Annotated in this window: 20 protein-coding genes; 10 read left to right on the top strand and 10 right to left on the bottom strand. The window is 71.7% G+C overall.

The genetic code is table 11. The features are described from left to right. Positions 1–31: 31 nt before the first annotated feature. Together AB0M59_RS43495 and AB0M59_RS43490 are read right to left on the bottom strand one after the other, a co-directional pair. Positions 32–625 carry a hypothetical protein gene (locus AB0M59_RS43495; RefSeq protein WP_364627512.1) on the bottom strand — a complete coding sequence of 198 codons (594 nt, stop codon included), beginning with the start codon at positions 623–625 and terminating at the stop codon, positions 32–34. A 31-nt stretch (positions 626–656) separates the two neighbouring features. After that, a complete protein-coding gene (locus AB0M59_RS43490; protein ID WP_364627510.1) occupies positions 657–1,160 on the bottom strand; it encodes a DUF3145 domain-containing protein in 504 nt (167 codons plus the stop codon). A gap of 272 nt (positions 1,161–1,432) precedes the next feature. Here AB0M59_RS43490 and AB0M59_RS43485 point away from each other — a divergent pair, with 272 nt between their 5' ends. Beyond that, entirely contained in the window at positions 1,433–3,838 is a 2,406-nt protein-coding gene (locus AB0M59_RS43485; RefSeq protein ID WP_364627508.1) for a hypothetical protein, read from the top strand. Positions 3,839–3,855: 17 nt separating this feature from the next. On the opposite strand, the gene AB0M59_RS43480 is transcribed toward AB0M59_RS43485, so the two are convergent. Continuing rightward, a complete protein-coding gene (locus tag AB0M59_RS43480) occupies positions 3,856–5,250 on the bottom strand; it encodes an NAD(P)/FAD-dependent oxidoreductase (protein ID WP_364627506.1) in 1,395 nt (464 codons plus the stop codon). Between the two features lie 136 nt (positions 5,251–5,386). Between AB0M59_RS43480 and AB0M59_RS43475 the strand changes: the two genes are divergently transcribed. Then, positions 5,387–5,836, top strand: a complete 450-nt coding sequence (locus AB0M59_RS43475) for a histone-like nucleoid-structuring protein Lsr2 (protein WP_364627504.1) — start codon at positions 5,387–5,389, stop codon at positions 5,834–5,836. 70 nt (positions 5,837–5,906) lie between these two features. Here AB0M59_RS43475 and AB0M59_RS43470 read toward each other — a convergent pair whose 3' ends face one another. From AB0M59_RS43470 to AB0M59_RS43450, 5 genes are all read right to left on the bottom strand, one after another. Further along, the gene (locus AB0M59_RS43470) at positions 5,907–6,638 is read right to left on the bottom strand and encodes a lipoate--protein ligase family protein (RefSeq protein WP_364627503.1); all 732 of its coding nucleotides are present in this window, start codon (positions 6,636–6,638) and stop codon (positions 5,907–5,909) included. Further along, positions 6,635–8,023 (bottom strand): NAD(P)(+) transhydrogenase (Re/Si-specific) subunit beta, encoded by a 1,389-nt coding sequence (locus AB0M59_RS43465; protein ID WP_364627501.1) that lies wholly within the window; start codon positions 8,021–8,023, stop codon positions 6,635–6,637. Before AB0M59_RS43465 ends, AB0M59_RS43470 begins: the two co-directional genes overlap by 4 nt. Then, on the bottom strand, positions 8,020–8,331 hold the full coding sequence (locus AB0M59_RS43460) for an NAD(P) transhydrogenase subunit alpha (protein ID WP_364627500.1): 312 nt from the start codon (positions 8,329–8,331) through the stop codon (positions 8,020–8,022). The genes AB0M59_RS43465 and AB0M59_RS43460 overlap by 4 nt, the downstream gene beginning before the upstream one ends. Further along, positions 8,328–9,440 (bottom strand): Re/Si-specific NAD(P)(+) transhydrogenase subunit alpha, encoded by a 1,113-nt coding sequence (locus AB0M59_RS43455; protein WP_364627498.1) that lies wholly within the window; start codon positions 9,438–9,440, stop codon positions 8,328–8,330. The genes AB0M59_RS43460 and AB0M59_RS43455 overlap by 4 nt, the downstream gene beginning before the upstream one ends. Positions 9,441–9,563: 123 nt before the next feature. Continuing rightward, positions 9,564–10,226, bottom strand: a complete 663-nt coding sequence (locus AB0M59_RS43450) for a TetR family transcriptional regulator (protein ID WP_364627496.1) — start codon at positions 10,224–10,226, stop codon at positions 9,564–9,566. A 91-nt stretch (positions 10,227–10,317) separates the two neighbouring features. Here AB0M59_RS43450 and AB0M59_RS43445 point away from each other — a divergent pair, with 91 nt between their 5' ends. The 5 genes from AB0M59_RS43445 (at position 10,318) to AB0M59_RS43425 (ending at position 15,131) form a co-directional block, all read left to right on the top strand. Further along, a complete protein-coding gene (locus AB0M59_RS43445; RefSeq protein ID WP_364627495.1) occupies positions 10,318–11,385 on the top strand; it encodes an FAD-binding oxidoreductase in 1,068 nt (355 codons plus the stop codon). A gap of 10 nt (positions 11,386–11,395) precedes the next feature. Continuing rightward, positions 11,396–12,505, top strand: a complete 1,110-nt coding sequence (locus tag AB0M59_RS43440; RefSeq protein ID WP_364627494.1) for an acyl-CoA desaturase — start codon at positions 11,396–11,398, stop codon at positions 12,503–12,505. Positions 12,506–12,512: 7 nt separating this feature from the next. Then, positions 12,513–12,713, top strand: a complete 201-nt coding sequence (locus AB0M59_RS43435; protein WP_364380530.1) for a hypothetical protein — start codon at positions 12,513–12,515, stop codon at positions 12,711–12,713. Positions 12,714–13,169: 456 nt separating this feature from the next. Beyond that, positions 13,170–14,477 carry a sensor domain-containing protein gene (locus tag AB0M59_RS43430; protein ID WP_364627492.1) on the top strand — a complete coding sequence of 436 codons (1,308 nt, stop codon included), beginning with the start codon at positions 13,170–13,172 and terminating at the stop codon, positions 14,475–14,477. 9 nt (positions 14,478–14,486) lie between these two features. Then, positions 14,487–15,131: a response regulator transcription factor gene (locus AB0M59_RS43425; RefSeq protein ID WP_364627491.1), complete on the top strand. Its 645-nt coding sequence runs from the start codon at positions 14,487–14,489 to the stop codon at positions 15,129–15,131. Here the strand turns inward: AB0M59_RS43425 and AB0M59_RS43420 are convergent. Next, on the bottom strand, positions 15,116–15,763 hold the full coding sequence (locus AB0M59_RS43420; protein WP_364627489.1) for a TetR/AcrR family transcriptional regulator: 648 nt from the start codon (positions 15,761–15,763) through the stop codon (positions 15,116–15,118). The two genes, AB0M59_RS43425 and AB0M59_RS43420, sit on opposite strands and share 16 nt — an antisense overlap. 60 nt (positions 15,764–15,823) lie before the next feature. Here AB0M59_RS43420 and AB0M59_RS43415 point away from each other — a divergent pair, with 60 nt between their 5' ends. Both AB0M59_RS43415 and AB0M59_RS43410 read left to right on the top strand, forming a co-directional pair. After that, positions 15,824–16,198, top strand: a complete 375-nt coding sequence (locus AB0M59_RS43415; RefSeq protein ID WP_364627487.1) for a cupin domain-containing protein — start codon at positions 15,824–15,826, stop codon at positions 16,196–16,198. Positions 16,199–16,273: 75 nt separating this feature from the next. Next, entirely contained in the window at positions 16,274–16,684 is a 411-nt protein-coding gene (locus tag AB0M59_RS43410; RefSeq protein WP_364569992.1) for a secondary thiamine-phosphate synthase enzyme YjbQ, read from the top strand. Here AB0M59_RS43410 and AB0M59_RS43405 read toward each other — a convergent pair. Next, the gene (locus AB0M59_RS43405; protein ID WP_364627485.1) at positions 16,622–17,626 is read right to left on the bottom strand and encodes an ABC transporter permease; all 1,005 of its coding nucleotides are present in this window, start codon (positions 17,624–17,626) and stop codon (positions 16,622–16,624) included. The genes AB0M59_RS43410 and AB0M59_RS43405 overlap by 63 nt on opposite strands. A 113-nt stretch (positions 17,627–17,739) precedes the next feature. On the opposite strand from AB0M59_RS43405, the gene AB0M59_RS43400 reads away from it, so the two are divergent. Continuing rightward, the gene (locus tag AB0M59_RS43400; RefSeq protein WP_364627483.1) at positions 17,740–18,435 is read left to right on the top strand and encodes a haloacid dehalogenase-like hydrolase; all 696 of its coding nucleotides are present in this window, start codon (positions 17,740–17,742) and stop codon (positions 18,433–18,435) included. Positions 18,436–18,538 lie beyond the last annotated feature (103 nt).

Below are 18,538 nucleotides of genomic sequence, written 5' to 3'. Positions count from 1 at the left end.
AAAGGGGCCCGGCTTCGGCCGGGCCCCTTTTTCAGCATTTATCGTGCTCGGGCGGCGGTCCGTTGTCGACGGTGTCGATCCTCAGCCCGCCCCGCTCGGCGATCACCGGCAGGACGAGGCGCCACTTGATGCAGGGCTCCTTGAAGAAGTCCGGGGCGTCGACCTTCTGCTGCACGCTGGTGAAGCCGACCAAGACCCGAAGCGACGCGCTGGCGCCGCGCTCGATGCGGTAGACCAGCGCGTCGGTGTCCGTTGTGGACTTCACGCCCGCCTTCCACGCGGCCGGCGGCTGCTGGGCGGCCCGATCGCTGCTCACGGTCGTGAGCCACTGCTGGTAGTCCTTGTTGTTGATGGCCTCGAAGTACTTGTGCAGCAGCTCCCGCACGGCGTCGGCCTGCGGGTGCGCGTGCGCGTCTTCGGTCATCAGGACGACGCCCGCCGCGGCCGGCGCTCCGCTGCTGGCCGAGGACGGCGCGGAGGTCGAGACGGCGGTCTCGTCGGCGGGCTGGTCGGGGCGGCGGTAGATCTCGCGCGCGAGCAGGCCGCCGCCCACGGTGACGGAGAGCACCACGGCCACGACGGGCACCAGCCAGCGCTGGCGGGAGCTGGGGGCGGGGGTGGTCACGCCGACGAGCGTACCGGCCCCCGTCCCGCGGCTAGCCGACCTGGTGCAGCCAGGTCACCGGCGCGCCGTCGCCGGCGTGACGGTAGGGCTCGAGCGCCTCGTCCCAGCTCGCGGCCAGGAGTTCGTCGAGCTTGTGCGCGAGGGACTCACCACCGCGGGTCATGGCGACGAGGGCGCGCAGCTGGTCTTCGCCCACCACGATGTCCCCGTTGGCGCTGGTCCGCCCGTGCCACAGGCCGAGGCCGGGCGCGAAGCAGAACCGTTCGCCGTCGAGGCCCGCGCTGGGCTCTTCGGTGACTTCGAACCGAATCATCGGCCACGCCTTGAGGGCGGACGCCAGTCTGGCGCCGCTGCCCGCGGGCGCGCGCCAGCCGCACTCGGCGCGAAGCTGACCCGGACTGGCCGGCTGCGCCGTCCACTTCAGGTCAACGCGGGCACCCAGGGTGCCCGAAATGGCCCACTCGACGTGCGGACACACCGCAGACGGCGACGAGTGGACGTACACCACACCTCGGGTGCTGCCACGGGTGCTCACTGCTACCTCCGCTTGTTGCTCGACGAGGGACGTCTTCCCCTACGCCCTACTTCGAGCTACAGCGCGGCCTCAGCGCGGCTCCCGAATGCCGCCTCCGATGCGTTGAAGCACATTCTGCACCCCAACCGTGCTGTTTGGCCACACGAACACCACAAGTCACCCAGGGCACCACTTTCGGTGGGCTCGTGGCCGCGTCGTCCCCGTGTCGCACGATGGATACCACCACGCGCGCTAGCGTGATGACCCGGAACGACGAGCAGGGAGGGGTTTCGGTGCGACTGGTGCGCCTGGAGCGGCAGCAGTCCCGGGTGGCCGACGACGTCCGGGCGGCGCTGGCGTCCCTCGGTCGTGGCAGCACCGTCATCGGCGGGATCGCGCTGGTGGGCGTCGGTTCGGTGACCGAGCGCCCGATCGAGGCGGTAGTCCTGCTGCCCCACGGCGTGATCATCGTGATCGGCGTGGACCTCCCGGACCCGGCGCTGCGCCTGGAAGCCCCGCTGGGGGGCCCGTGGAAGGCCGACGGGTGGCCGCTGATCGCCGACGACGACGCGATCAACCCGGCGACGGATGCCTTGGACGTTTCCCAGGCGTGCGAGCAGCGGATCGCTTCGCTGGTACCGGGCACGGGCCCGGTGGGGACGATCGTCGCGGTAGGACCGTACGTGGAGACGGTCGACCAGCCGGCCGGAGACCTGGCGGGCCCGGTCCGGGTCCTGCACCCGACACCGACGACGATGCTCGCGGCGACGGTATCGCTGGCGACGGCGCACCGGCCCCGGTCGGTGGAGCAGGTACGGGCGTTGATCCGGGGGTTGGCACCGGAGGCACCGGAGTTTTCGGACGAGGTGCTGGTGGGCGAAGGATTCAGCCGGTTCACGGACGATTCGCCGCCGGAGTCCCTTTGGGACAGTGGACCGTCGGTGCCCAGCCAGGTGGGAACGGCGACTTCGGGCTCGGCTGCGGCCGGTGCGGCTGGTGCGGCTGGTCCAGCAGGTGCGGCTGCTGCGGTGGGCTCCAGTTCGACTGAGCCCACTTCGGACGGTGCTGGTTCAGGCACAGCCGGACCGGGTTCACCCGCGGCAAGTTCGAGTTCGCCTGCAGCGGACTCGCCGGCGGTCGGCTCAGCCGGGCCGGGTTCACCCACGGTTGACTCCGCAGGGCCGGGTTCACCCGCGGTCGGCTCAGGCGCGGCCGGTTCGGGCGCAGGGCCGAGTTCACCGGCAGCCGAATCGGCTACGGCCGGCTCCGCCGGGCCGACTTCACCCACGCCTGGTTCACCCGCGGCCGAATCGGGTTCCGCTGCGGTGGTCAGAGCTGGGTGGCAGACCAAAGCTCCGGTTTCGGCCGGGATCGAGCCTGTGCGCGCCCCCGCCGAGGATTCGAAGTCCACCGAACCTGCGCCCATCCCTGCCGAGGACTCGGAGCCCGCCGAACCCGCGCCCACTCCCGCGGCAGATCCGGGGTCCGCCGAACCGGCTTCCTCCCCTGCCGTGGGCCCGGAGTCCGCTGACCTCACGCCCATACCTGCCACCGAACCGGAACCTGCCGAACCCGCGCCCGCCCCTGCAGCGGACCCGGAGTCCGCCAGCCCCGCCCACATCCCCGCCGCGGACCCGGAACCTGCCGAACCCGCGCCCACCCCCGCCACAGATCCGGAGTCCGCCGAACCCGAGCACACCCCTGCCACCGACCCGGGGGCTGTCGAACCCGCGCCCACCCCTGCCGCAGACCAGGAGTCCGCCGGATCGCAAGCCGCCCAGTCCGCAACGGAAGCGGATCCGGATGAGCCGGCTCTTTCCGCGGACTCCGAGCGCACCGAAGTACTCCCGTCTCCCGCAGCCCCCTCGGTTCTCCCGCTGTTCCCCGGCGCCACACCGCCGCAGTCCCCCGGTTCCCCCCAGTCGGGTGATCATGAACCCGCGGCCGACACCGAGCGAACCGAAAACCTCAGCTTCCCCACCACACCCGCGCGAAAGCCGAGCGCGCCCCAGGCCGTCACTCTCAGCCAGATCACCCTGCCACCCGAACCGCGCCCCTTCCCCACCCCGCGGCCGGCTCCCAGCGAACCCGCCCCGAGCTCGAAGACCGTCCGCTGGCTGCCCTTGGGCGCCATCGGCCTGCTCGTTGCCCTGGTCGTCGCCGCCATTGCCGTCGCCACCTCCGGCGATGACCCCGATGCCGCGCCCACCGGGCCGCCCACTCCCGCGACCCAGCCGCCGCCCTCGAGCAGCGCCGCCCCCGCGCAGAGCCTCCAATTCGCCCTCCGCGCCGCCGACCGCGACCAGCGCTGCGCCTCCCACGCCTTCGGGGACGCCCAGGCCAGCCTGCAGCAGACCAGCTGCTCCGGCGTCCGGCGCGCGTCCTACGCCGCCACCGTCGACGGCCGGGGCGCCGCCGTCACCGTCGGGATCGTCGAGTTCCCCGATGCCGCGCAGGCCGGCGCGTTCAAGGCCGTCGCCGACACGCCCGGCGGGGGCGGGATCCTCGACCTCGCCTCCGAGACCGGCAAGTGGGGCGCCACCCCGGCGCCGCGGTTCGAGAACGCCGCCTACACCTCGCGGGTCGAAGGCACGTCCGTGCGGGTCGTGCAGGCGGTCTGGGCGCCGGGACCGTCCACTCCGGACGATCCCGGCCTGGCCAGGGCCGCGAACGCCGCCCTGGACCTGCCCGCCCAGTGACTGCGCCCGCTTGGTGACTAGAGCCCGTAGGCCTCCAGCAGCCGCAGCCACACCTCGCTGATCGTCGGGAACGACGGCACCGCGTGCCACAGCCGGTCGAGCGGCACCTCGCCGACGATCGCGACCGTCGCCGAGTGGATCAGCTCCGAGACGTCCTGGCCCACGAACGTCACGCCGAGCAGGACGTTCCGCTCGGTGTCGACGACGATCCGGGCCTTGCCGGTGTAGCCGTCGGCGTGCAGCGACGAGCCCGCCACCGCGATGTCGATGTCGACGACCCGGTCGGCCGAGCCCGGACGGGCGTCCGCCAGGCCGACGGCCGCGACCTCCGGGTCGGTGAACACCACCTGCGGCACCGCGTGGTGGTCGGCCGTCGCGGTGAACGGGCTCCACGGCTCCGAAGACACCGGCTTGCCCGCGGCCAGCGCCGCCACGGTGTCGCCGGCGGCGCGGGCGCCGTACTTGCCCTGGTGGGTCAGCGGGGCGCGGCCGGTGACGTCGCCCGCCGCGTACAGCCAGCCACCGTCCACTGCGGACGCCCGGCCGGTGTCGTCGACCTCCAGCGCGTGGCCGGCCTCGACGCCGAACGCCTCGAGGCCGAGCCCGGCGGTCGCGGGCCGGCGCCCGGTCGCCACCAGGAACTCGTCGACGACGACCACCTCGCCGTCCTTCAGCGTCAGCTCGGTGCCGGACTCGCCCGCGACGACCCGCTCGACCCCCGACTCCGTGTGGACGTACACGCCGGCTTCGCGCAGCCCGTGCAGCACGAGGTCGCCGGCGAACGCGGCGTTGCGCGGCAGCGGCCGCTCGCCGGTGATCACCAGGTGCACCTCCGAGCCGAGCGACGCGAACGCCTGCGCCATCTCGACGCCGACCACGCCGCCGCCGAGGACGCCCAGCCGGCGCGGCACGGACTCCGCCGACGTCGCCTCCCGCGAACCCCACGGCCGGATCGTGTCGAGCCCCGGGATCGACGGCCTGCTCGGCACGCTGCCGGTGCACACGATCACCGCGTGGCGCGCGGTCAGCACGCGGTCGCCGTCGAGGGTCACTTCCCGCTCACCGGTGATCTCCCCGTGCCCGCGGATCGGCTCGATGCCGACGCCGCGGGCCCACTCGACCTGCCCCGAGTCGTCGCCCTTGCCGGTGAACCAGTCACGCCGCGCGAACACCGCCGCGGGGTCGACGCGGTCGCCGACCGGCACGCCGGGGATGCGCTTCGCCGCGGCGAGGAGGTTTCCCGGCCGCAGCAACGCCTTGCTCGGGATGCACGCCCAGTAGGAGCACTCGCCGCCGAAGCGCTCGTGCTCGACGAGGGCGACCTTGAGGCCTCCGCGGGCCGCTCGTTCGGCGGCCACCTCCCCCACCGGACCCGCGCCGATCACCACTACGTCAAAAGTCTGTCCAGACATGGGTTCAGCGCACACCACCACGCGGGTTCGCGCAAGCCAGCGGTTATCCTCGTCTTCGAAGCTGCAAGACATCGGCGGCCCGGTGCCGTCGGCCCCGGTGCGCGCGACCACCACGTTCGAGCACGGGAGGTTTGTCGTGGCCAAGAACACGGCTGTGCGGGTCCTGGATGATCTCACCGGCGAGCCCGCCGCGGAAACCGTCGGGTTCGGGATCGACGGCATCGACTACGACATCGACCTCTCCTTCGTCAACGCCGACGCCCTGCGCGAGCTGCTGCAGCGCTACGCCGACGCGGGCCGTCGCACCGGCGGCCGCAAGCGCCGGCCGCGGATCGTCCCGGGCGCGAAGCGGCCCCGGGCGAAGGCGGCCCCGAAGGCGGCGAAGCCGGTCGCCGGCCGTCGCGCCACGGCGAAGGCGGCCACCCCCGCCAAGACCACCAAGGCGGCCCCGAAGGCGACTCCGAAGACCGCGGCGAAGGCCGAACCGGCCAAGACGACGCGCGGCGGCAAGGCGGCGCCCAGGAAGACCACGCGCGCGACGGCGCGGAAGGTGCCGGGCGTCACCTTCTCGGCGGCCGAAAAGTAAGTCCACAGTAGACGTCCGTGAAGGCCTCCTTGCCGGCTATAAGAGCCGGTAAGGAGGCCTTCACGGCTTTTCAGGCCGCGCGCTGGGAGCCGTCCGCGTGCCAGGAGGGGTACCGGTACCGCGTGTGCAGCAGCGCCCGCTGCCGAGCCAGCTCAGCCGCCGACGGCGGGCGCGGTACCAGTGTCCCGAGGATCTGCGACGCCGCCGCCCGCACCGCCGCCTCGACCGAGGGGAAGCCGGGGCGCAGCCCGTGCTCGGCCAGCGACGCCACCGGGCTGCGGTGGGAGTCGAGCGGCCGCGGGTCCGCCGGCGCGCTCGTCAGGTAGCGGCCGACCAGCGCGGCCGACGTCTCGACCAGCAGCGTCGAGTGGGCCAGCAGCCCGGTCTTGGTGCGGAACACGGCGAACCCGCAGAGCTTCGCGTCCTCGACGAACAGGCCGCGGTCGCCGATCCGCGGTACCAGCCCGAGCTGGTCGACGGCGGCGCTCATCACCTTGCCGAGCGTCTCCAGGGGCCGGTCGGTGGGCCCGGGCAGGACCAGCGTCACGTTCAGGTTGCCCGGGTCGTGGAACACGGTGCCGCCGCCGCTGGCCCGCCGCAGCACCGGGACGCCGTCACGGGCGCACGCCTCGACCTGCACTTCGCGCGCGATCCGCTGGCCGCGCCCCACCACGACGCAGACCGGGTTGCGCCAGAGCCACAGCACCGGTGACTCGGGCGCAACCCGGATGAGCGCTTCGTCGAACGCCAGGTTCTCGGCCGGATCCGTGAACGCGGCACGGACGTCCGACCCGGTCGTCATAGCGCTTTGAGTTCCTCCACGATCTCGCCCACCGACGACTTGGCGTCCCCGAAGAGCATGCTGGTCTTCGGATCGTAGAACAGGTCGTTGTCGATCCCGGCGAAGCCGGAGGCCATCCCGCGTTTCAGGACGATCACGGACCGGCTCTCGTTGACCTTGAGGATCGGCATCCCGTAGATCGGCGAGCTCGGGTCGGTCTGGGCGGCCGGGTTCGTGACGTCGTTCGCGCCGATCACCAGCGCGACATCGGTCTGGGCGAACTCGGAGTTGATCTCGTCCATCTCCTTGAGCTGCTCGTAGGGCACGTCGGCCTCGGCGAGCAGCACGTTCATGTGCCCGGGCATCCGGCCGGCCACCGGGTGGATCGCGTAGGCGACCGTGATGCCCTTCTTCTCCAGCAGCTTCGCCATCTCGCGGACGGTGTGCTGCGCCTGCGCCACGGCCATGCCGTAGCCGGGCACCACGACGACCTTGCTGGCGTACGCCATCTGGATCGCGGTGTCGGCGGCGCTGGTCGCGCGCACCGGACGGGCTTCCTTCGTGCCCCCGCCGGCCGCTACCGCCGGTCCGCCGCCGAAGCCGCCCGCGACGATCGCCGGGATGGACCGGTTCATCGCCTTGGCCATCAGGTTGGTCAGGATCGAGCCGGACGCACCGACGATCATGCCGGCCACGATCAGCGCCGTGTTGTCGAGTGCCAGGCCCATCGCCGCGGCCGAGAGCCCGGTGAACGCGTTGAGCAGCGAGATGACGACCGGCATGTCCGCGCCGCCGATCGGCAGCACGACGGTGAGGCCGAGGATGCCGGCCGCGACGAGCAGCCCGACGATCAGCAGCCACGAGTCGCCGCCGGCGATGATGCCCACCGCGCACGCGAGCGCGATCAGCAGGAGCAGAGCGTTGACCGGCTGCTGCAGCTTGCCCATGGTGATCGGGCGGCCGCTGATCAGCTCCTGGAGCTTGCCGAACGCGACGTTCGAGCCCCAGAAGGAGATCGACCCGATGATCGCGGCGAACAGCGACGCGATAGCGATGTACGTCGGTTCGTGCGCGTAACCGTCGGTGGAGTTGAACTCGACCCACGCGATGAGCGCGACCGCGCCGCCGCCGACGCCGTTGAACAGCGCCACCATCTGCGGCATCGCGGTCATCTTGACCTTGCGCGCCGACGGGACGCCGACCACCGCGCCGATCGCGACGCCGAGGACGATGAGCAGCCAGTTGCCCATGCCCGGGGTGAGCAGGGTGGCGATGACGGCGATGCCCATGCCGACCGCGGCGATCCAGTTGCCGCGGACCGCCGTGCGCGGACCGGTCAGGCCCATCAGGCCGTAGATGAAGAGGGCGAACGCGACGATGTAGAGGATCGCGACGAAGTCGGTCACTTGTCCTCCTCCTCGGCGGGAGCAGGCTTCTTGCCCTTGAACATCGACAGCATCCGGTCGGTGACCAGGAACCCGCCGACGACGTTGATCGTGCCGAAGGCGATGGCGATCACCAGCAGGATCTTGTTGAAGACGCCGTCGACGCCGAGGCCGAGCACGACCAGCCCGCCCAGCAGCACGATGCCGTGGATGGCGTTGGTGCCGGACATCAGCGGGGTGTGCAGGGTGTTGGGCACCTTGGAAATGACGGCGAAGCCGACGAACCCGGCGAGCACCAGCACCGCCAAGTTCTGTACGAGTGGGCTCACGTCGCGCTCCCTTCGCGCCCGGCCACGCAGGCACCGGCGACGATCTCGTCTTCGAAGTTCAGCTCCAGCGCGCCTTCCTTCGTCACGAGCAGCTCCAGCAGCTCGGTGACGTTGCGCGCGTACAGCTCGCTCGCGTGCGAAGGCATTTCTGCGGGCAGGTTCAGCGGGGACGAGATGGTGACGTCGTGCTCCACGACGTCCTCGCCCGGCTTGGTCAGCTCGCAGTTGCCACCGGTCTCGCCGGCGAGGTCGACCACGACCGACCCGGCCGGCATGCCCTTGACGGCGTCCGCGGTGACCAGCGTCGGAGCCTTGCGGCCCGGCACCAGCGCCGTGGTGATCACGACGTCGAACCTCGTGATCGCCTCGGTGAGCCGCCGCTGCTGCTCCTCGCGCTCCTCCGGCGTCAGCTCGCGGGCGTACCCGCCTTCGCCGACCGCCTCGATGCCGAGGTCCAGGAACTGCGCGCCGAGCGACTTGACCTGCTCGCCGACCTCGGGCCGGACGTCGTAGCCGGTGGTCTGCGCGCCGAGCCGCTTCGCCGTGGCCAGTGCCTGCAGGCCGGCGACACCGGCGCCGAGCACCAGCACCTTCGCCGGCGGCACGGTGCCCGCCGCGGTGGTGAGCATCGGGAAGAAGCGCGGGAGCTTCTGCGCCGCGAGCAGCACGGCGCGGTAGCCGCCGATGCTGGCCTGCGACGACAGCGCGTCCATCGCCTGGGCCCGGGAGATCCGTGGGACCGCCTCCATCGCGAACGCCCGCAAGCCCGCTTCTTCGAGCTTCGCGAGCCCCTCCGGGTTGCCGCGCGGGTCGAGGAAGCCGACGAGGACGGTGCCCCGGGCCAGCTTCGCGACCTCTTCCGGCGCGGGCGCGTTCACCTTCACGACGATGTCGGCGCCCCACGCGTCGCCGAGTTCGGCGCCCGCCTGGGTGTACGCGTCGTCACTCAGGTGCGCACGGGACCCGGCACCCGGTTCGACCAGGACGCGCAACCCGCGTTGCGCGAGCCGCCCGACCAGTTTGGGCACCATCGCCACCCGGCGCTCCCCGGGGCGTGACTCGGTCACCACACCCACGGTGAGCTGCTGATGCTGTTCGCTGTCGGCCACACGACCTCCTCATCGGCGAGGCACGATCCGAGGGTTGTACCACGCCGGACCGACACTCCCCAGTGACCTGGGTCGCAAGTACGGGGGTTGTGCCAGAAGATACGAGCGTCGTGACGCGAGCGTTCAGCTCGTTTTCCACTGCGGGATGCCGAGCAGGATCAGGCGCAGGCGTTTTTCCGCCGTCGCGGTGATTTTCGCGTCTTCACCCGGCCGGGCTTCCAGCAGCTCGACCGTGGTCGTGATCATCACGGAAACGATCAAGTCGGCCAGCATGTGCAGGTCTTCGGTGCTCCACGCGCGCAGCGGGGCGAACCGGGCGAGGTCGATCGCGAGGTCGCCGGAGAACATCCGCAGCTCGACGGCGATGGACCGGGCGAGCGGGCCGCCGCCGTAGCGCTCGCGCGTCAGGAACCGGAAATGGTCCTCGTTCGCCCGCACGAACTGGTGGACCGTGGCCACCGACGCGCTGATCATCCCCTGGTAGGTGTCGGGATCGGTGCGCGCCGAACGCATCATGCCGCGCAGGGTGCGCGTCGCTTCTTCGACGAGCGCGACGCCGAGTTCCTCCATCGAGGCGAAGTGCCGGTAGAACGCCGTCGGCACCAGACCGGCACCCTTCGCGACCTCGCGCAGGGAGAGCGTCGCGAACGGACGGTCGGCCAGCAGGTCCAGGGCGGTGTCCAGCAGCGCCTGGCGCGTGCGCTGCTTGCGCTCTTGCCGGCTCACCGGCGCTAGCGGGTCTTCGGACACGGGCTCCAGCGTACGGATGTCCACCGCGTTGCTCACGTCACATCCTCCGCGTTCCGCGTTGACAGGCAGTCCACTCCTGCAGTGCACTGTTGAGTGTACAGTCGTTCACTGTAATCGAGGAGGCCCGATGACGGCGCTCATCCCCCGGCGGGTGCGCAGCCTCGCTTCGCTGGCCGAAGCGCTGCTGACGCCGCACGGGATGGACCGCTACCTGGAGCTGGTCGACCCGATGCTGGTGCGCCGCGAGATCCGCGGCCTGGTCACGGCGGTGCGCAAGCAGACGCCGGACAGCGTCACCCTCACCGTCAAGCCCAGCCGCGCGTGGCCCGGCTTCACCGCCGGGCAGTACGTCCGCCTGCAGGTGGAGATCGACGGCGTCCGGCGCACGCGCTGCTATTCGCCGTGCGGTTCGCAGTACGACGGCGAACTCGAATTCACCATCAAGGAGCAGGGCCTGGTCTCCGGGCACCTGAACCGCTCGCTCGGTGCCGGCTCGGTGGTGGGTCTGTCCACTCCGGACGGCACGTTCACGCTGCCGGCCACCCGCCCGGACCGCGTGCTGCTGGTCAGCGGCGGCAGCGGCGTCACGCCGGTGCTCGCCATGGCCCGCACCCTGGTCGACGAGGGCCACCCCGGCGAGATCGTGTTCCTGCACTACTCGAACGGCCCGGCCGACGCGCTCTACCGCACCGAACTGGCCGAGCTCGCCGCCCGGCACCCCCGGCTGAAGGTGGTGCACGCCTACACCCACACCGGCGGCGGGGACCTGCGCGGCTTCTTCTCGCCGGAGCACCTCGAGCGCGTCGCGCCGTGGTACCGCGACGCGGAGGCGTTCGTCTGCGGCCCGAAGCCGCTGATGGACGCGGTGCGCGAGCAGCTCGGTGAACGTGTGCACACCGAAGAGTTCACGCCGCCGGCGCTGACCTTCGACACGGCGAACGCCGAGGGCCAGGTCCGGTTCAAGCGCAGCGGGCGCGAGTGCGCCAACTCGGGGAAGCCGTTGCTGGAACAGGCCGAGGAAGCTGGCCTGTCACCGGAGCACGGCTGCCGGATGGGCATCTGCTTCTCCTGCACCCAGCTCAAGACCGCCGGACGCGTCCGCAACGCCAAGACGGGCGAGATCTCCGGCGAAGAAGACGAAGAAATCCAGCTCTGCATCTCCGTCCCGGTCGGGGACGTCGAGATCGACGCGTAGGGAGACTGCCATGACCGGTCTGCAGGACCGCCTGACCCCGGAACAGGTCGAGGAGTTCGGCCGCGAGCTCGACGCGCTGCGACAGCGGACCGTCGACTCGCTGGGCCAGGAGGACGTCGACTACATCCACTCCATCATCAAGACGCAACGCGGCCTGGAGGTCGCCGGGCGGGCGCTGCTGTTCGCCGGGTTCTTCCCGCCCGCGTGGCTCGCCGGCGTCGGCGCGCTGTCGGTGGCCAAGATCCTCGACAACATGGAGATCGGCCACAACGTCATGCACGGCCAGTACGACTGGACGCGCGACCCGGCGCTGAGCTCGCAGCGCTTCGAGTGGGACACCGTGGCGCCGGCGGAGAACTGGCGCCACTCGCACAACTACATCCACCACACGTACACGAACATCGTCGACAAGGACCGCGACGTCGGGTACGGGATCCTGCGGATGGACACCGCGCAGAAGTGGCACCCGTACTACCTGGGCAACCCGGTGTACGCGACGCTGCTGGCGCTGTTCTTCCAGTGGGGCGTGATGCTGCACGACCTCGAGATCGAGAACGTCGTCAAGGGCGAGCGCAGCTGGGCCGAGAACCTGCCGGTGCTCCGGCGCATCCTGCGGAAGGCGGGGCGACAGGTCGGCAAGGACTACGTCCTGTTCCCGCTGCTGACCGGGCCCCTCGCGCCGCTGACGTTCCTCGGCAACGCGACCGCGAACCTGACCCGCAACCTGTGGGCGTTCTCGATCATCTTCTGCGGCCACTTCCCCGCCGACGTCGAGAGCTTCACCGAAGAGGAGACGGCTTCGGAGTCACGCGGGCAGTGGTACCTGCGCCAGATCCTCGGCTCGGCGAACATCACCGGCAGCCCGCTGTTCCACATCATGAGCGGCAACCTGTCGCACCAGATCGAGCACCACCTGTTCCCGGACATCCCGGCGCGGCGCTACCCGGAGATCGCGGGCGAGGTGCGCGCGATCTGCGAGAAGTACGGGCTGCCGTACCACACGGGCCCGCTGCACAAGCAGCTCTGGTCGGTGGCGAAGAAGATCGTGAAGCTGGCTCTCCCGCAGAGTTCGCCGTCGCCGGTTACCGTGGAACCCGACCGGCAGCTCCGAGCAGCGTGAGGGTGACATGGTGGGCCAGTTCGAACGGGAGAAGGACACCCTGCAGGTGATCACCGAATCAGCCGCGACGCACGTCGGCAACATCGCCTCGATCATCACGGGCGCGGTCCGCGACATCGCCCGCGAGACGGGTGACTGGCTGACGGACGTCATCGAGATGCGGGAAGCCGCGCAGAAGGCCCGGGAGGACGACCCGGACGCCCCGTGACGCGGCGCTCGGACTGGCCTTGGGCGCCCAGCCGTTGTCATGAACGACTCGTTCACCTCGTCGGAGGACATGAACGAGTCGTTCATGACGTCCGGGCGGCCCGAATCGGGTCTGTGGATGAATCGGCGGCCGCCGGGTCTTCGGCGCCGGAACTGTCGGTGCCGGCCGGTAACGTGGAAAACGGGGGCGCCCCCGCGGGCCGGTGAGGAGGTGGGCGCGCGCACCCAATGTGGCATTGGGTGCATCCCACGCACCCAATGTGGCATTCGGCCCGCCCCACATATCCAAACCGGCAGTCGGGTCCGCCCTGCAGACCCAAAGTGCAGTCGGCCCGCCCCCACGCACCCAATGTGGCACTCGGCCCGACCCACGCACCCAATGTGGCGCTCGGCCCGCGCCACGCACCCAAAGCCGCATCCGGGCGCTTTCCCCGCCCCACGCTAGGGGGAAAACCGGATGGGCAGAGCCCGCCGCCCCGGCCACACTGACTTCGTGACCAGCCTCGACGTCCCCCGCCCCCACCTGCTGCGCCGGGTGTTCGGTCCGCTGGCCGCGCGCGACTTCTGGGCCGAATACGCCTGGCTGTGGCTCTCCGGCCCGCTGACCCTCTTCTCGCTGCTCAGCTTCTTCGTCCTGCTCGCGCTCGGCCTCTCGCTGACCCCCGTCCTGTTCGGGTTCCTCGTCCTGGCCGGCGCCATCCACTACGCCCGCGGCCTCGGCGCCGCCCACCGCGGGCTGGCGAAAGCCCTGCTCGGCGTCAGCGTGCCCGCCCCGCGCCGTCCCGAGCTCAAGCCCGGGCTGTGGGCCTGGGTCCGGGCCCGCGTCGGCGATCCCGCGGGCTGGCGCACCGCCGGCTACCTGCTGCTGCGGCTCCCGCTGACCTTCGCCGGAATGTTGACGATGGTCACCGCGACGCTCTACGCCCTGGCCGCGACCCCCTTCGCCGTCTTCTGGTTCCCGATGGGCGAGCAGCGCCTGCCGCTCTTCGACATCTACGCCGACAACTGGGCGGGCGCGCTCGCCTGGTCGGCGTCCGGCCTGCTGGTGCTCGTGGCGCTCCCGTGGGTGACGCACGCCTTCGTCGCCCTCGACCGGCTGCTCGTCGTCGGCCTGCTCGGCACGCGGGAGCTGTCCGAACGCGTCCGCGACCTCGAAGCGAGCCGCGCGACGGCGGTCGAGGACTCCGCGCTGCGGCTGCGGCGCATCGAGCGCGACCTGCACGACGGCGCGCAGGCCCAGCTCGTCGCCCTCGCCATGAAGCTCGGGCTGGCCAAGGACGAGCTCGAAGACCTCGACCTCCCGCAGGTCAAGCAGCTGGTCACCGCTGCCCACGCCAACGCGAAGCAGGCGCTGACCGAGCTGCGCGACCTCGCCCGCGGCATCCACCCCGCCGCCCTCGACGCGGGGCTCGACGTCGCGCTGGCCACGCTCGTCGCGACGTCCGGGATGGACGCGCGGGTCGCCGTCGACCTGCCGCGCCGGCCGCCGCCGTCGTTGGAGACCATCGTCTACTTCAGCGCCGCCGAGCTGCTCACGAACGCCGCGAAGCACAGCGGATCGACGACGTACGTCGAGGTCACCGAGGAGCGGGACGTCCTGTGGCTGCGGGTGCGCGACCGCGGCCGGGGCGGCGCCCGGCTCGTCCCGGGCGGCGGGCTGGCCGGGGTCGCCGAACGGCTGCGGACGGTCGACGGCGAGCTGACCGTCGTGAGCCCGGTGGGCGGTCCGACCGAAGTGACCGCGCGGGTGCCGCTGCCCCGCTAGGGTCGCGGCATGCGGATCGTCATCGCGGAGGACTCGACCATCCTGCGCCAGGGCCTCGTCGAGCTGCTGACCTTCCGCGGCCACGAGGTGGTCGCCGCGGTGAAGGACGCCGACGCGCTGCGGGCCGCCGTCGAGGAGAACACTCCCGATGTGTCCATTGTGGACATCCGGATGCCGCCGACGCACACCGACGAGGGCCTGCGGGCGGCGATCTCGCTGCGCCGCGAATCGCCGGGCCGCGCGATCCTGCTGTTCTCCCAGTACGTCGAGACGAAGTACGCCGCCGAGCTGCTGGCCGACCGCGCGGGCGGCGTCGGCTACCTGCTCAAGGACCGCGTCGCCGAGGTGTCGGACTTCCTCGACGCGCTGCGCCGCGTCGCGGACGGCGAGACGGTGCTCGATCCCGAGGTCGTCAGCCAGCTGTTCTCGGCGACGCGCCAGACCGACGCGCTCGCCGGGCTCACGCCGCGGGAGCGCGAAGTTCTGGGCCTGATGGCGGAAGGCCGGTCGAACTCCGCGATCGCGGCGGAACTGTTCCTCTCGGCCGGATCGGTCGAAAAGTACGTGACGTCGATCTTCGGCAAGCTCGGCCTGCCACCGTCCGAAGGGGACAATCGCCGGGTGCTGGCGGTGTTGCGCTACCTGGATTCCTGAGCGAGGAGCCCGTCGACGAAGGCCCGTAGCCCGCGCGAAAACGTGTCGCGCACGGTCAGCTCCGGCCAGCGCTCCCCGATCGCGGCCAGGCTGGGGAACTCCGTCGCGTCCAGACCGGCGAAGACCGTGTCGCGGTAACGAGGACGCTCCTCCCCCGCGCGGCGCCCGGCGCGGACGCGGACCAGGATCTCGCCCACCGTGTAGTACCAGACGTTCCGGTACAGCTCGACGGCCCGCTCGGGACCGAGCCCACAGTCCAGCGCGCCACCGACCATCGCCTCGACCATCCACAGGGCGGACTCGCCGAGGAGGTCGTCGGCCGTCAGGACTTCCACGGCCTGCGGCCAGGCGGCCAGCGAGGCGTGCATGACGGTCGCCGCGGCGATGATCCGCTCGCGCGGGTCGTCCGGCAGCTCGGGCCGCGACAGCCGCCCGGCGTGCTGGTCCAGGAGCTGGACCAGCAGGTCGTCCTTGTCGCGCACGTGGTGGTACAGCGTCGTCGCGCCGACGCCCAGCTCGGTGGCCAGCCGGCGGATCGTCAGCTTCTCCCAGCCGTCCCGGTCGAGGATCGCCCGCGCCGCTTCGAGGATCTGCGGACGCGAGGTCGCCGGCGGCCGTCCGATGCGTGACATGCCCTCATCATGCCCGCCAAGTCGTTCGACACGTGCTCGGCCCGGTGCTACTTTCGGAACATGTTCGAAAACTACGACCTGTTCAAGACCCTGATCCAGCTGCGCCCGAGCGGGGTAGCCGAGCCGGCGACGCGCCGGGAAGCCATCGCGGACGCCGAGAGCCTGTGGACCATCAGCGCGTTCCACGCCGAGGACGACCGGGCCGTGCACTCGGAAGTCTGGGAACGCCACGCCAACGGACACGAAGTCCTCGTTGTCCTCTCCGGCGCGCTGCGCGTCCATCTGCGCGAGGAAGGGCACGTGGTCACGCTGACCGCCGGACGGTCGTTCATCGTCCCGCCCGGCCGGTGGCACCGGCTGTCCGTCGACGAGCCCGGCGACCTGCTGTCGATCACGCCCCGCGCCGGCACCGAGCACGAGCGGGCCGTGGCGTGAGACGGCCGGTCGTGCTCGACCCGATGTGCCGCCGCCGGCCCGCGAAGCAGCGCGCGGCTCCCTAGGCTGGGGCGCATGTACTCCACCGAGATCGAGGTCCGCACCGGCTCCGAAGCCGTCGTCCACGACCTCACCCACGAGGCCGAGTCGTTCCTGCGCGACGCGGACGCGGCGGACGGGCTGCTGCACGTCTGGGTCCCGCACGCCACCGCCGGGCTGGCGATCCTCGAAACCGGCGCCGGCAGCGACGAGGACCTGCTGACCGCGCTCGACGAGTTGCTCCCCCGCGACGGCCGCTGGCGGCACCGGCACGGGAGCCCGGGTCACGGCCGTGACCACGTCCTCCCGGCGCTGGTGCCGCCCTACGCGACGATCCCGGTGCTCGGCGGCGTCCTCGCGCTGGGGACCTGGCAGTCGATCTGCCTAGTGGACACCAACCTCGACAACCCGGTCCGCAAGGTGCGGTTCAGCCTCCTCGCGGGCTGACCGGCCGGGCCACAGCGCCAGCAGCAGACCCACGGCCAGCAGCGCGCCGAGGACCCAGACGCCGGTCGTGACGTCGGGCGCACCCGGCACGCCCTGAAGCAGGCTTCGCAGGCCTTCGGTCGAGAAGCGGAACGGCGTCCACGACCACAGCAGCGTGCGGTAGGCCGGGTTCAGCAGCTCCGGCACCTGCCCGGCGACCGCGGGGGCGACCAGGTAGAGCGGGCCGAGCACGGCCATCGCGCGCAGCCCGAGCAGCCGCAAGAGCCCGGCTTGCAGGGCCGCGAACGCCGTCGCCGCGAGGAAGACGAACCCGAGGACGTCCGCGTCGAGCGGCAGCGTCGAGTCCCACAGCGCGAAGAACCCGGCCACGGCCGCCGTCACCAGCACCCCGGCGCCGACGACCTGCAGGAACCGCGCGCCGGCACCGACCGTGCGGCCGGTGCGCTTGGCCAGCTGGGTCAGCGCGAGACCCGCGACGAGCGCGCCGATCCAGGCCAGTGCGGACGCGGCCAGCGGCGCGGCCCTCCCCGCGACGGTCACCGGGTGCAGCACCTCCTGCTTCGGGGCGCCGGCCAGCGCGGACGCCGCTCCGGTCAGGGCCTGCTGCGCGACCTGGGTGCCTGTCGGGTTGACCGCGCCCGACGTCACCACGGTCGCGGACGGCCCGGGTCCGAGCTCGAGCACGCCGTAGACCTTCTTGTCTTCCAGCAGCTTCCGCGCGTCGGCCGGGGACGCGACGGTCCATTCGAGCTGGCTGCCACCGTGCGCCGCGATGCGCTGGGCGACGTCCGGCGGCGCGGCGACCGCGACCGGGACGCCGTCCGGCGCGGCCGTGGCCTGCGCGCCGAAGGTGAGGAACCCGAGCACCACGGCCACCAGCGCGCCGGCCACGGCGGCGACCAGGGCGAGCGCCCCGGCGGGGCGCCGGACAGGACCGGTCATGACAACCTCCAGTTATTCGTCGCTTGTTGAATTACTGGCCAAGGTACGACGGCGTCCCCGGAAAGTCAACGCGTGTTGAATAGCGGCAGTGGTATCGCGGTAACCTTCACCTCGTGACGAAGAAGCGGCTGGTCCTCTGGGACATCGACCACACGCTGGTGGACTTCGCCGGCCTGGGCGCGGCTTGGTACGCGGCGGCGTTCACCGCCGCGACCGGGGGGACCCTGCGCGTCGACCCGGTGTTCGGCGGCCGCACCGAGCTGGCGACCACCACCGAACTGCTCACCGCGAACGGCTTCGAACCCGCCCCCGAGACGGTCCAGGCGCTCTTCAAGGCCCTGGTGGCGGAGTCGGAACGCGCGGCGCACCGCTTCGCGGCGGAGGCCCGCGCACTACCGGGCGCGGCCGAAGCGCTGACCTCGTTCGCCGTCGACGACGGCGTCGTCCAGTCGCTCGTCACCGGCAACCTGCCGGAGATCTCGCGGCACAAGCTCGTCGCGTTCGGCCTGCACGAGCACCTCGACCTCGACATCGGCGGCTACGGCACCCTCTCGGTGCACCGCCCCGACCTGGTCCCGCACGCGGTGGGGCTCGCGGCGGCCAAGCACGGCACGCCGTTCGACGCCGACGCGGTGGTCGTCGTCGGCGACACCCCGAACGACGTCAAAGCCGCCCTGGCCCACGGCGCGGTCTCGGTCGCGGTGGCGACCGGGCTCTACAGCGCCGACGAGCTGCGGGCGGCCGGCGCGCACATCGTGCTGCCGGACCTCGCCGACACCGACGCCGTGCGGACCGCCGTGTTCAGCTGAAAGTCGTCCTCCAGAGGGGGGATGACCCTCAGCCGAAGGGACGACCCCTTAGGGGTGAATCTCCTTCCTTCGCCTGATGTGGCCGGTGGCGGCGATTCGCCAG

This window comes from Amycolatopsis sp. NPDC051371 (assembly GCF_040682155.1).
Lineage (GTDB): Bacteria > Actinomycetota > Actinomycetes > Mycobacteriales > Pseudonocardiaceae > Amycolatopsis.
Note: the sequence above shows the minus strand (reverse complement) of the source record. Positions and strands in the feature narration are given on the sequence as shown.